The organism is Mycobacterium sp., assembly GCF_965229265.1.
In the GTDB taxonomy this organism is placed as follows: domain Bacteria; phylum Actinomycetota; class Actinomycetes; order Mycobacteriales; family Mycobacteriaceae; genus Mycobacterium.
On record NZ_CBDDIY010000010.1, the window covers coordinates 2,037,120 to 2,049,432 of the forward strand.

Consider the following 12,313-nt stretch of genomic DNA (forward strand, 5'->3'; position numbering starts at 1 on the left):
CCACAAGTGCTTACGTCAGGTGGTGTAGCCGATCGCGTCAAGCGCTGCGATGTCGACGCTGGTCAACGAGTCGGAATTGGTTTCCACATAGGCATTGAACGGATCGGTGGCCGTCAGGCTGTTGGTCGCCCAGTCGCCGTAGTCCGAGGTGTCGCTGTAGTCGGCAAGCGCCGTGGTGCCGCCGTCGACCGAGAAGTACTGAAGGTGTGCCGTGGTGGCGGTGGAGCCGTTGCACACCAGCACGCCAGGGGCCGAGTATCGGGTGAGATCCATCGGTGTGACGTCATGGCCGTCGGCCGCCGACCCCCAGCCCGAGTTCCGGCCCATCGCGTGGGTCAGTTCGTGGAGCGCCGCCGCGAGCAGGTCGGAGCTGGGCCAATCGGTGGAGAAACCGACGTCACCATCGAGTTCCGTCCCGTTCGCCGGGACAACGCCGAAGACCTTCAACTGGGCTGCGGATACGTCGTAGGTGAGCGATCCGAACGGGTTGGACGTGGGCAGGTAGGCGACCACCGACTGCCCCAGAGCGGTCGTATCGCACGTGCTGAGCTGCTGCTTGACCGTCGCGTAGCTTTCCTGCTGGCCGCCCAGCGCCTCGCCCTCGGATGTGCCCGAGCCGATGGGGGTGCCATCGATCTCCCCATAGCCGACCGCGATATTCACCGTGATGCTGTTGGTGACGGTCGCCTCGATGATCTGGGCGGCCCGCTGCACCGTCGGCTTGAAGGACGTTGGTGCGCTGGCGACGCTGGAATCCCAGATCAGATTGATCACCAAGCCGGTCAGGCCAGGGTCGGTCGTGACGGCGGGGGCGGCCTTTCCGATGACCGGGACGGTGACGGCTTCGTTGGTGGCGGCCACCCCGTCGCTGGCAGTCACCGTGAAAGTGTCGGTGGTGGCCAGCCGTGCAGCGGTGGTCGGCGTGTAGGTGAATGCACCCGCCGCGGTGACGGTAACGATTCCGAGCGCGGGGTTGGTGGAGACGGCGTAGGTGAGAGGTTGTCCGGCCGGTTCGGAGAAGCCCACCGTGCCGGTCACCACCCCGGTCGTGAGGTTGGGGGTCCCCACCGTCGGGGTCCCCGCCACCGGGACCAGCCCGTAGCGGGTCTCGACGCTGCGCAATGCCCCCCACACCCACCCGCCCAGCGGGTTGGCCGGCGCCGTCGGTGTGTTCAGCCCGAACGCCGACAGCACACCGGCGAGCAGACCGACGAGTGAGTTCGCTACTGCGGCGGGTCTTGTCAGCGCCGCGGCCGGGAGCCGAGGGGGCGCGGTGACGGTGGCGGTTCGGACACCCGGGCTGGCGGCGCGGCCGGTCGACGTCGTGGTGCCGGCGCCTGGCTGCTTGGCCTGCGCGGTCGCCCCGGAAGCCTGGGGCGGCTTGCCGGGCCGACCGCGCTGGGCTCCGGTGGATGACGCGGGCTTGGATGACGCGGGCTTGCTGGCATGGCTCGGCGACGCAGTGCCGTCGGCATGGGCCACCCCAGCCCCGCTGACCATCGCTGCACCAAGACCCAGCGTGACCGCACCAGCGCCCAACCAGGTGTACGGCTCGATCCGCCGGTACGCGGCGCGGCCCGTCCGACTACCCCGACCCCGACCTGCCACGCCTTATTGTCACAGGAACTCGCCCTGCACTAGCTGGGAAAATGCTGTCAGAAGAGTGGATCCGAAGTCGCGGCGGCATGTGCGTCATCCTTAGCGGGTGGACCTTCGTAGTTTGGAGTACTTCGTCGCGGTGGCCGACGAGCTGTCGTTCACCCGCGCGGCGCAGCGTTGTCACGTCACGCAACCGACGATCAGTGGCCAGATCAATGCGCTGGAACGTGAGCTGGGAGAACCACTGTTCGACCGCGCCGCACGCAGCGTGACGCTCACCGACGGCGGCCATATCCTCCTGCCGTATGCCCGGCAATGCCTGGCAGCCGCCGAGAACGCCAAGGCTGAGTTCTCCGCCCGCGCCGGCCTGCTTCGCGGAGAGTTCCGATTCGGAACCGGTGGCGGCGTCGAAAATACCTCGATCCCAGTGCTGTTGGGCGCGCTCCGAAAAGCCCACCCCGGTATCGACGTGCACCTGACCGAGGCGACAAGTACACCGCTGTTGGAGATGGTGGTACAGGGCCGGCTGCACGCCGCGGTGATCGCCCGACCGCACGGAACCCTGCCCGCCACGATTGCGAGTGCGCCGATGTTCTCCGGGCACCTGGTGGCCGTCTTCGACCCGGCCACGTTCCCGTTCGAGGGACCCGTTGCCATCACCGCGCTCGCCGGCCGCCCAGTGATCACCTACCCGAGCTCGAGCGCCCTGCGATCACGCCTGGACGCGGCGATCGCCGGGAGCGGCGCCGACGTCACCATCAACTATGTCGCCAATGACGTTCGACTGCAGATCGCGTTCGCCCGTCAGGGCGTGGGCGTGGCGATCTGCGCGGATTCCGATCCTGCCCTGCAGGATTGCCCCGACCTCGTCGTCCGCTCGCTGACTCCGACGGTCGATTTCGACAAGATCCTGGTGTGGCGCAACGACATCGAGCCCAGCGCAGCCACGCAGGCCTTCTTCGGCGTCTGGAAGGAATTCAGCACCGCGGCCCGCGAATCGGCGTGAGGCATGTAATAGATCTCGACGCCGTCATTGGTGGTGATGGCCGGCATGGCGCTCCTGCGGGTTGGGTCGGTCGTCGGGTCTGGTCATGCTGAACATCGCCTCGGGTGTGATGGCCGCGTAGGCGGCCGGTCCCCCGGCGCGCAGGATCGGTTGGGCGGCGGCGGTGTCGTAGATTCCGTCCACCAACAATGTCCGGTCGATGTGGACAGCGACCACCTGCCCGATCACCAACCAGCTCGCCGACTCAGCTCCGTCGACATCGGTCAGTCGAACGAGCTGAGTCAGTCTGCATTCGAAGTTCACCGGACTCTCCGCAACCCGGGGTGCGCTGATCAGCCGACTCGGCTGGGCCGTCAGACCGCTGACCGCGAATTCGTCCACCGCGGACGCGACGGAGGCCGACGTCAGATTCATCGCCTCGGCCAGCGGGCGGGTGGCCAGGTTCCAGACGAACTCACCGGTTGCCTCGACGTTGGCCACCGTGTCCTTCCAGCCGATCGACGAGAACCCGATCAGTGCCGGGGTATAGCTGAAGGCGTTGAAGAAGCTGTAGGGCGCCAGGTTGGCGACGCCGTCGACCCCGCGGGTTGAGATCCAACCGATCGGGCGGGGACCGACGATAGCGTTGAACGGATCGTGCGGCAGCCCGTGCCCGTCGACGGTTCGGTAGAAATGCGTGTCCTCGGAGGTCATCAGCCGGCGACCGCCGCACCGATCACCGCGACGACCTCGTCGGGGTGAGACACCGTCACCAGGTGCGACGAATCGACCTCGGTGACGATCGCGCCGGCTCGTTGGTACCCGAAACGTTGCACTTCCGGGTTGATCGCATGGTCGGCGGTGGCGACCACGGCCCAGGCGGGCTTCGACCGCCAGGCCGCGACGGGCGCGGGTTCGACGAAGGCGGCGGCGGCCAGCGGGCGCTGCGAAACTGCCAGTGTCGCAATCAGACCGGCATCGACGTCGGCGCCGATCACCGGACCGAAACGCTCCGGCACCACCGTGACGTCGACTCGGTCCTCACCGGAAACCGATGCGGGCACGCTGGTCTGGACCAGCGCGGGCGGTAGTTCCGAATCCGGGAACCGGCCCTGCAGTTCGCTGAGGCTTTCGCCCTCCTCCAAGGCGTAACCGGCCAGATAGACCAGGCCCACGACGTTGTCGGCGGCTCCGGCCACCGTGATGACGGCGCCACCGTAGGAATGCCCGACCAGTACGACGGGGCCGTCGATCTGCTCTACAACGAACCGGATCTCGCGTGCGTCGCCGAGCAGGCTGCGATTCGGCACCGCGGGCGCCACCACCGAAATGCCCTTATCGAGAAGCGCTTTGGTGACCGGAGCGTAGGTGGATGCATCGGCAAAAGCGCCGTGGACCAGGACGACAGTCGGTTGGGACATGGTGTGCAGCTCCTCGATAGTGCGGAATCTGGATCGATCGATGTCGCTTCACCGCCGCAGCAGGTAGGTGTGCTGACCATCGAGCACCAATTCGCCCCGCTGATTGTGAACGGTCGCCGCGGTGGTGACGCGGCCCAGTCCACCGGTGTCGGTCAAGGCGGTGATCTCAAGCTGCGGGTACAACGTGTCGCCGGAGTGGACTTCGCCCAGGAATCGGCAGGACACGGTCTCGAAGCTGACGAAGACCTCGCCGATGATGTGCGGGAAGAGCGTGGCGCCAGGGGCGGTGAATGCCAGCACCTGCAGGCCATGCACCACCGGGGCGACATGGCCGTGCGCGCGAGCCCACTCGACGTCGTAATGCACCGGGTGGTTGTCGGCCGACACCGCCTGAAACGCCGAGGCGTGCGCGTCGGTGACGGTCCTGCTGGGTGCGCGAAATATCTCGCCGACCTTGAGCTGATCGAATGTCTTCGGCTCTACCAGAGTGAAGTCGTCGGCCGAGAACTCGGATTGCGGCACGCAGCGATCTCCTTCGGAGCATCTCGTCGGACAGGCCGGCCGGTGTTGACCCGCATTGATGACCTCTTCAACGCTGCCCAACTCAGACGGTGCTGTCCAATCGGAATGAGCGCGCCCTGCCATAGGGGTTGCCGATCGGTCGCGTCCGCGGGAGGCAGCCTAGTGGTGGAGTGAAGCCCGATGCGACCGACCCGGTTGACCAGCAGTTTCAATGACCGCCGCCCCGGGTATCTGAACAAAACCTGAACGAGCCGCTAATTTATCTGCAGCGAGTGCCGCACGCTCGCACCGGCCGAATCACGGCCCCACTGACGAGGCCACCATGGTTGTTGGGAAACGGAGCCACGAGTTGAACGCCCGCACATGTTCGTTACTGTCTGCCTCCCTGCTGGCTGTCGCCCTGTTATTCGCACCCGGTGCCGCCGCTGACCCGATCCCCGGAATCGCCGCTGACCCGATCCCCGGCGCAGACGTGGCGATCGCCAAGGCCGAGAGTGCGCTCGGGTCAGACATGTTCGGCCCGTACGGATGCGAGGCTTTCGTGGCCTACGCCTACGGCGTGTCGCAGGCTCAGTACGGTTGGGACGGCGCCGCAGAAACCATGTACCAAACCCTTCTTCGAGAAGGCCAGCTACACACCGACATGAATGCCCCGCGGGGGGCACTCGTCTTCAGCAAGAGCCCGTACGGCGCCCACATCGACATCGCCCGCGGTGACGGGACCTACATCTCCGGCGGCGTCCAGGGACTCAAACGAGGGTACGGCGACGGGCACAACATTCAGATCCTGCCGAGCCCCCACGTGGGATACGGCTGGATTTATCGAGGCTGGAGTCTGGGCTACCCGTAGCTCGGCTGGCTGTGTGTCCGATCAGTCGTGTTTCGCCTCGTAGCGCAGCAGGACCGTGCCCCCCGGGAAGGTTCGGTTTTCCAACAGTCGCAGCGACATCCATGACGGCAGCGTCGGGAAGAACGGTGTGCCGCCGCCGACGGCGATGGGCGCGACCACGATCCGATACTCGTCGACCAGTCCGGCCTGCACGATCGGAGCGGCCAGCGTCGCGCCGGCCACCTCTAGTACGCCCTCGGTTTCGCCTTTCAGCGTCCTCACCACCTCGACCGGGTCGCCGCGTTCCAGGCGGGAGTTCCAATCGACGGACGTGTACGTGCGCGAGAACACCACCTTGGGCATGTCGCGCCAGATGCGGGCGAAGTCGACGATCAGAGGGCTGGCGTCCGGGGCCTGGTCGGCGGTCGGCCAGTACGCCGACATCAGTTCGTAGAGCCGCCGCCCGTAGAACGACAGGGCGGTCTCCCGCTCGAAGTCGTTCCAGTATTGGTGCAGCTCTTCGCTCGGCTCGGACCAGTCGATGTTGCCTTGCGCGTCGGCGATGTACCCGTCCACCGAGACGTTGAAGCCATAGATGAGTCTGCCCATGCAGATCAGACTGCACCGGCAGGCAAAACTCATCGCGACGCCACGCGTTGAGATCGGCTAACCGATCGATTCGGCAGCCCGTCGTCAGATCTTCGCCCAGAGCGCGGGCGTGCTGGGCGGTGTCCCGGTGGGGTCGTAGACGGTGTGCGCCTGAAGCCATTTGCAGGTGTTGCCGCCGCAGGTGACGGTGGGGGCGTCGTGGTCGACGGTGGCGCGACCTTGCCTTTCGGCGCTGCGGCGCCCGAGTGGGCAGCGGTTCCACTCATTGCCGACACACGGGCGCGGTGCCGCACATGAAATCCAAGGCGCCAGCCGGCCCCCTCATCAGGGGCCGACTGGCGCTACGAGGTCAGACTTACTTGCTGGCTTTAGCGGACCTGCCGGACTTGCCCAACGAGCCCGCCTTGCCGGTGCTGGCCTTCGAATCGTGTCCGCCGGTCGCTGACGGTCCCGTCTTGGTGCCGCTCGACGAAGAATCGGAACCGCCGCTGGCCGAATCGGTTGCGGGAGCGGCCGTCACGGCCGGGGTGGCCTTGGTGCTGCTCGACGTGGAACCGGTTCTGCCAGTGGCGGATTCGGTCGCGTCGGCCTCGGTGGTCTCGGCTGCGGCGGGCACCGCCGCGCTCTCCGATACCACCTTGGTGGCACTACGTGCCGACCCCGCCTTGCCGAGAACCTCCGGGGCGGCGGTCGACAGGGTGACCGTCTTGGCGGCGGCGGGTACCGCTGCCGCCGCACTGGCGGCTGCTGCCGACGGCGGGGTGGCTCCGATGGCTTGGGCGATGACGTCGCGCAGCTGAATCAGGCTGGAGATCGGTCCGCTGGCCAGGAACCCGAAGTCGGGACTGTAGGGCGTCAGCAGGCCTGGGGCGGGCAGGAATCCGAGGACCGTGCCCGAGCCGTTGAGGAAGCCGTCGACCAGATTCGCGGGGAGATTCACCAGAGTGTTGATGACGGCGCCCGGGTCGGAGGCGACCACTCCGTCATACACATCCTGCGTTGCCTGAACAACGACGTTGATCGTCGACAGCAGCGGGAAGGTCATGGGCAGCACCACCTGGTACACCGCGTTGGGCAGTGTGGCGAATGCCTTGGCGAAGTTGTTCACCGTGTTGACCAGCGGGACCGTCGAATCAGACACTGCCGTAACGGCCGCCAGCGCGAGCGGGATCACGATGGTGTTGTTGATGGTGTCGACGGCGCCGACGATATTGCCGGCCTGGAGCTGGTCGCGAGCGGTGTCAATCGCAGCCGGGGCGCCGTCGAAGATCTGCTTGACGGTTGCCGCGTTGTTGTTGAAGGCCGTCTGCAAGGCCTTCAGGCTGGCGATCTGGTTGGCGACGATCTGATTGAGGATCGGGGCGGGACTGTCGAGGATCTGCTGGCCGATTGCACCAAGATTTGCTGCGGACTTCTGGAAAACCTGTACCCAGTTCTCGATCGGGTTTACCGCGGCGCTGAGCTCGACACCGACCGACGACACCGATCGCTGCATGGCCTGGACATCCGGCATAGAAGGCGCCAGCGGTGAAATCGCAATGACACTCGCTCCCAAGAGCGCCACACCAGCGGTGGCGTACGGACGAACAGCAGCGTTCATGACTCTCCTTCGACTGACAATTACCCCCTAAGCGCCACAACGTACCGCACCTTACTCGTCAGTAAGAAGTGCTTTCCGGAAACTTTTTTGGACCCCGAACCAGCCCAGATAGCTGGACTAGGTTCTGGATCTGCCCAGCTTATGCACCGTTCAGGCCACCGTTGACAGCTTCGAGCCGTTGCCGGCCGATGAACGGCGGGCGGTGATCAGCTACCGTCTCCAACTCGTCACCTTACTGACGGGTAAGATACAACTGTTTGCTGAGGCCGCCTACGAAGTTACTTTTCAGTAGCATAATCCGGCTTATGTAAATTGCAGATTGTTTGCGCGGTGGGCCGACAGCGAGGCGGCCGGAGCGCCACACTCGGCGGCGGCCCGCGGTGGAGCGCAGAGCCGCGCACCTGCTCGACCCCGACCATCCCGCGTGGTCGAAACGAAGGCCAGAGCGAGTTTGCTGAGCTGCCGAAAATCCATGATGCGCAGTGGCCTAGGCGCACCGTCGCGACCGTCGTCGGATATGCCGCACCAGGGCGGTGGACTTCTTCATCTTCGCGGGGTGGCCGGCGGTGAAGAGGCCCAAGGCACGTCGGTAGTGAGTGCCCCCAGTCGGACTCGAACCGACACTGTGCGGATTTTAAGTCCGCTGCCTCTGCCAATTGGGCTATGGGGGCCAATCGACCGATCGGCGCGGTTCAGAGGTTATCGCGTGCGCCGCGCGGCCCGGGTGACCACCACGGCCCACGCGGCCGCGCCGTCGACCACGATGCGCCCGCCAACCACCGGCCCTGAGAACATCCTGTGGATTTCCCACCCGCCTCACCTGCCGATTCACACTAAAACCCTTGCAGCAAGGCACATTTGACGCACTCGACAGATAATCAGCGCCCCCGCCCGCGCTATGGTGGGAAGTGCGACCTAATGGCTTCGGCCCCCAAGTTCGCGGAAAAGCCCGGCGACCCCCCCGACCAGCCGGGCTTTTTCCGTGCCACGACCTGAGCAGCACGACACCCCGGGGGCAGGGCCGTCCCGGGGTGTCGTGAGCACTGGATCAGGCGGCCATCGCCTCCTTGGGCTGCGACGACGCGTGGTCGTCGAGCATGGTGACCTCGTCGAACGGCTCTTTACCCGACAGCACCGAGTTGACCTTGGTCATGTCGACGGTCTTGGTCCACGAGCCGACCAGCAGGGTGGCCACCGCATTGCCGGAGAAGTTGGTCACCGCTCGCGCCTCGGACATGAACCGGTCGATCCCGACGATCAGCCCCACCCCGTCGAGCAGCTCGGGGCGATGGGCCTGCAGCCCGCCGGCCAGCGTGGCCAGCCCCGCCCCGCTGACCCCGGCCGCGCCCTTGGACGCCACCATCATGAACACCAATAGACCGATCTGCTGCCCCACCGACAGCGGGCTGCCCAGTGCGTCGGCGATAAACAGCGAGGCCATCGTCAGATAGATCGCGGTGCCGTCGAGGTTGAACGAATATCCGGTCGGCACAACAACACCCACCGTGCTCTGCTGAACACCCAGGTGCTCCATCTTGGCGATCAGTCGCGGCAGCGCCGACTCCGAGGACGATGTCGCGAAGATCAGCAGGTACTCCCGCGCCAGGTAGCGCACAAGCTTGAAGATCGACACTCCCGATACCATCCGCAGCAGCGCCCCGAGCACCACGAAGACGAACACGATGCACGTCACGTAGAAGCCGAACATCAACGTCAGCAGGTTGGTCACCGCGCTCCAGCCGGTCTGACCCACCACATTGGCGATCGCGCCGAAAGCACCGATCGGCGCCAGCCACAACACCATCGCCAAGATCTTGAACACCAGCCGCTGCAGGTGCTCCACCCCGTGCAGGATCGGCTCGCCCTTGCTCCCCATCGCCTGGATGGCGAAGCCGACCAACAGCGCCACGAACAGCGCCTGCAACACGTTGCCGTCGGTCAGCGAGGAAAACAACGACGTCGGGATGATGTGCTGGATGAAGTCCATCACCCCGCCGGACTCGTGGGCCTTCTCGGCCAGCTCGGCGCCCTTGCCGGCCGCCGACTCCGACAGCTTCAACGTGCTGCCGGGATGCAGCAGGTTGCCCACCAGCAGGCCGATGGCCAGCGCGATCGTCGACATCACCAGGAAGTAGCCGAACGCCAGCCCGCCGACCTTGCCGACCGTGGCGGCTTTACGCACCGACCCGATGCCCAGCACGATCGTGCAGAAGATCACCGGAGTGATCATCATCTTGATCAGGCTGACGAACATCGTGCCGAGAACGCCGACCTCCTTGCCCACCGACGGAGCGACCAGCCCGACGATCACACCGCCGATGACCGCGGCGATGACCGCCAGGTACAGCCAGTGGGTCCGATCGCGGCGCTTGGGCGGGGCGGGCGTGTCGTCGCCCCCGGGACGATTCAGAACCGTGGTCATGAGCGGTTTCCTTCCAAGTCAGCTGCAATGCTTCTGCAAGGATGGTCGAACGCAACGTGAGCCAGGTCACGCTTTAGTTCATTACGTTCAACGCGAAGGTGAGCAATGGCAGTACTTCCCCGCTCGCTGGCCGGGCAGGCGTTCGCCCTGCAGGCCGCGGTGATCGTGCTGGTGGTGCTTGCCGGTAGCGCCGTCGCCCTTTTCGACGCCCGCCGCGACGGCGACGAGGCGACCCGCCAGAAGGTAACCGCCATCGCCATCGCCCTGGCCGACTCCCCCTCCACCGCCCATGCCATCGAAAACGGCGACCCCGCACAGGTTCTGCAACCGGTCACCGAGGCCATCCGCAAGGGCACCGACATCGCGTTCATCACGGTCATGGCCCCCGACCGCACCCGGTTCACCCACACCAACCCCGATCTGATCGGCGAACACTACATCGGCACCATCGAGCCGGCGCTGCGCGGCGAAACCTTCACCGAGGTCTACACCGGCACGCTGGGCCCGTCGATCCGCACCATCGCCCCGGTGCGCAACGGGCAAGGTCAGATCATCGGGCTGGTGGCCGCCGGGATCACCACGGAAAGCCTGGCCGCGCGCTGGCGTTCGCAGTGGCTGACGATCGCCGGTGTCGGCGTTGCGGCGTTGGCACTGTCGTTCGTCGGCATCTGGGCGATCCGCCGGCGCATCCTGCGCCAGACCCGCGGGCTGGCGCCCGACGAGCTGCGGGTGATGTATGACCACCACGACGCCATCCTGCACGCGGTCTCCGAGGGCCTCATCGTCCTCGACCACGACAAGGTGGCCCTGGTCAACGACGAAGCCCGCCGGCTGCTGGCCCTGCCCGCCGGCCCGATCAGCCACGCTGATCTCCCGGAGTTCCTGCGCGGCAACGATCCCGGCGTGCGCGACGAGGTCCGGCTCACCGACGAGCGGGTGCTGGTGGTCAACCGCTCCCAGGTGAGGACATCGGACTCCGAAGTCGTCACCATCCGCGATCGCACCGAACTTCAAGGCGCACTGGGCGAATTGAGCTCGCTGCAGGTGTTCGCCGACTCACTGCGCGCCCAGGCCCACGAATCGGCCAACAAGCTGCACACCGTGGTGACGCTGGTCGAGATGGGCCGCCCCGAGGACGCCGTCAAGTTCGCCACCCAGGAGCTGGCGCTGTCCCAGCAGCTCGTAGACCGGATCTCCGACGCCGTCGGCGAACCAGCCCTGGTGGCGCTACTGCTGGGCAAGACCGCCGAAGCCGACGAACGCGGCGTCGAGCTGACGATCACCGAGGAGACCCACCTTCCGGCGGAGTCGCTGCTGAGTCCGCAGGAAATGGTCACCGTGCTGGGCAACCTCATCGACAACGCGATGGACGCCTGCGACCGCGACGACCCGTGGGTGGAGGTCACCGTCACCCAGACCGATCAGCGGCTGGCGATCCAGGTCGCCGACAGCGGCCCGGGGATGGACCCCGACACCTTCACTCGCGCGATACAGCGCGGCTATTCGACGAAATCCGGCGGCGACGCCGGACACCAGGGCCTGGGACTGGCGCTGGTCGCCCAGATCGTCAACCGCCACGGCGGCACCCTGAGCGCCGACGTCAGCTACGGCTCGGTGGTGACGGTGACCATCCCATGATCACCGTGCTCATCGTCGAAGACGAGCCGCTGATCGCCGAGGCGCACCGCACGTATCTGACTCGGCTGCAAGGCTTTACCGTCGCCGGTGTGGCCCACACCGCGCGCGAGGCGATGCGGATCGCGGCCGAGGCGGAGTCGCCCGTCGACCTGGTGCTGCTCGATCTCGGCCTTCCGGATGCCAGCGGCATCGCGCTGGCCTCGGCGCTGTCGGGGCTGCGCCCGGCTCCCGACATCATCGCGATCACCTCCGAGCGCGACCTGGAGATGGTGCGCGCCGCGGTCGCCCACGGTGCGCTGGCCTACCTGCTCAAGCCGTTCACCTTCGCGGCGTTCCGGGACCGGCTCGAGCGCTACCGCCGCTACCGAACCGCGCTGCCGGCCGGCACCGACGCGGCCAGCCAGGCCGAGGTGGACCGGGCGCTGGCCGAACTACGGGTCAGCACCGACAAGACGGTCTCCCCCAAGGGGGCGGCGCCGGCCACCACCGACGGGATCGCCCGCGCCGTCCGCGACCGCGCCGAAGGCCTGACCGCCGACGAGGCGGCCAAACTGGTGGGCGTCTCGCGGGTCACCGCGTGGCGCTACCTGGAACGCCTCGCCGACGACGGCACGCTCACCCGCCTCACCGAATACGGCAAAACCGGCCGGCCATCCACCCGGTACCAGTGGCGCTGAGCCGCCGGACA

Annotated in this window: 11 protein-coding genes and 1 tRNA gene; 4 read left to right on the plus strand and 8 right to left on the minus strand. The window is 66.5% G+C overall.

All coding sequences use genetic code 11. The annotated features are described in order from the left end of the window. Positions 1–15 precede the first annotated feature (15 nt). Positions 16–1,500, minus strand: a complete 1,485-nt coding sequence (locus tag ADBZ9K_RS11415; protein ID WP_526620334.1) for an NF038122 family metalloprotease — start codon at positions 1,498–1,500, stop codon at positions 16–18. A 205-nt stretch (positions 1,501–1,705) separates the two neighbouring features. Between ADBZ9K_RS11415 and ADBZ9K_RS11420 the strand changes: the two genes are divergently transcribed. Beyond that, the gene (locus ADBZ9K_RS11420) at positions 1,706–2,605 is read left to right on the plus strand and encodes a LysR family transcriptional regulator (protein WP_526620336.1); all 900 of its coding nucleotides are present in this window, start codon (positions 1,706–1,708) and stop codon (positions 2,603–2,605) included. Positions 2,606–2,629: 24 nt separating this feature from the next. On the opposite strand, the gene ADBZ9K_RS11425 is transcribed toward ADBZ9K_RS11420, so the two are convergent. The 3 genes from ADBZ9K_RS11425 to ADBZ9K_RS11435 are packed head-to-tail and all read right to left on the minus strand — an operon-like array spanning position 2,630 to position 4,527. After that, positions 2,630–3,298: a flavin reductase family protein gene (locus ADBZ9K_RS11425; protein WP_526620338.1), complete on the minus strand. Its 669-nt coding sequence runs from the start codon at positions 3,296–3,298 to the stop codon at positions 2,630–2,632. Further along, positions 3,298–4,005 (minus strand): esterase/lipase family protein, encoded by a 708-nt coding sequence (locus tag ADBZ9K_RS11430; protein WP_526620340.1) that lies wholly within the window; start codon positions 4,003–4,005, stop codon positions 3,298–3,300. The genes ADBZ9K_RS11425 and ADBZ9K_RS11430 overlap by 1 nt, the downstream gene beginning before the upstream one ends. Before the next feature lie 48 nt (positions 4,006–4,053). Continuing rightward, a complete protein-coding gene (locus ADBZ9K_RS11435; RefSeq protein ID WP_526620342.1) occupies positions 4,054–4,527 on the minus strand; it encodes a MaoC family dehydratase in 474 nt (157 codons plus the stop codon). Between the two features lie 349 nt (positions 4,528–4,876). On the opposite strand from ADBZ9K_RS11435, the gene ADBZ9K_RS11440 reads away from it, so the two are divergent. Beyond that, positions 4,877–5,377, plus strand: a complete 501-nt coding sequence (locus ADBZ9K_RS11440) for a hypothetical protein (RefSeq protein ID WP_526620344.1) — start codon at positions 4,877–4,879, stop codon at positions 5,375–5,377. A gap of 21 nt (positions 5,378–5,398) precedes the next feature. Here the strand turns inward: ADBZ9K_RS11440 and ADBZ9K_RS11445 are convergent, their stop codons facing one another. The 4 genes from ADBZ9K_RS11445 to ADBZ9K_RS11460 form a co-directional block, all read right to left on the minus strand. After that, the gene (locus ADBZ9K_RS11445; protein ID WP_526620345.1) at positions 5,399–5,965 is read right to left on the minus strand and encodes a dihydrofolate reductase family protein; all 567 of its coding nucleotides are present in this window, start codon (positions 5,963–5,965) and stop codon (positions 5,399–5,401) included. Between the two features lie 355 nt (positions 5,966–6,320). Then, positions 6,321–7,565: a hypothetical protein gene (locus tag ADBZ9K_RS11450; protein ID WP_526620347.1), complete on the minus strand. Its 1,245-nt coding sequence runs from the start codon at positions 7,563–7,565 to the stop codon at positions 6,321–6,323. 597 nt (positions 7,566–8,162) lie between these two features. Further along, a tRNA-Leu gene (locus ADBZ9K_RS11455) sits at positions 8,163–8,236 on the minus strand. Between the two features lie 377 nt (positions 8,237–8,613). Further along, the gene (locus ADBZ9K_RS11460; protein ID WP_526620349.1) at positions 8,614–9,987 is read right to left on the minus strand and encodes a dicarboxylate/amino acid:cation symporter; all 1,374 of its coding nucleotides are present in this window, start codon (positions 9,985–9,987) and stop codon (positions 8,614–8,616) included. Positions 9,988–10,092: 105 nt separating this feature from the next. Here ADBZ9K_RS11460 and ADBZ9K_RS11465 point away from each other — a divergent pair, with 105 nt between their 5' ends. Together ADBZ9K_RS11465 and ADBZ9K_RS11470 are read left to right on the plus strand one after the other, a co-directional pair. Further along, positions 10,093–11,625, plus strand: coding sequence for an ATP-binding protein (locus ADBZ9K_RS11465; protein WP_526620350.1), 1,533 nt, complete (start codon positions 10,093–10,095; stop codon positions 11,623–11,625). Then, positions 11,622–12,302 carry a response regulator gene (locus tag ADBZ9K_RS11470; protein ID WP_526620352.1) on the plus strand — a complete coding sequence of 227 codons (681 nt, stop codon included), beginning with the start codon at positions 11,622–11,624 and terminating at the stop codon, positions 12,300–12,302. The genes ADBZ9K_RS11465 and ADBZ9K_RS11470 overlap by 4 nt, the downstream gene beginning before the upstream one ends. Positions 12,303–12,313 lie beyond the last annotated feature (11 nt).

Bases quoted from the DNA above. Each gene is read 5' to 3' on its own strand.
- ADBZ9K_RS11415 (WP_526620334.1), bottom strand. From the start codon at position 1,500: ATGGTCAGCGGGGCTGGGGTGGCCCATGCCGACGGCACTGCGTCGCCG.
- ADBZ9K_RS11425 (WP_526620338.1), bottom strand. From the start codon at position 3,298: ATGACCTCCGAGGACACGCATTTCTACCGAACCGTCGACGGGCACGGG.
- ADBZ9K_RS11430 (WP_526620340.1), bottom strand. From the start codon at position 4,005: ATGTCCCAACCGACTGTCGTCCTGGTCCACGGCGCTTTTGCCGATGCA.
- ADBZ9K_RS11445 (WP_526620345.1), bottom strand. From the start codon at position 5,965: ATGGGCAGACTCATCTATGGCTTCAACGTCTCGGTGGACGGGTACATC.
- ADBZ9K_RS11450 (WP_526620347.1), bottom strand. From the start codon at position 7,565: ATGAACGCTGCTGTTCGTCCGTACGCCACCGCTGGTGTGGCGCTCTTG.
- ADBZ9K_RS11460 (WP_526620349.1), bottom strand. From the start codon at position 9,987: ATGACCACGGTTCTGAATCGTCCCGGGGGCGACGACACGCCCGCCCCG.
- ADBZ9K_RS11465 (WP_526620350.1), top strand. From the start codon at position 10,093: ATGGCAGTACTTCCCCGCTCGCTGGCCGGGCAGGCGTTCGCCCTGCAG.
- ADBZ9K_RS11470 (WP_526620352.1), top strand. From the start codon at position 11,622: ATGATCACCGTGCTCATCGTCGAAGACGAGCCGCTGATCGCCGAGGCG.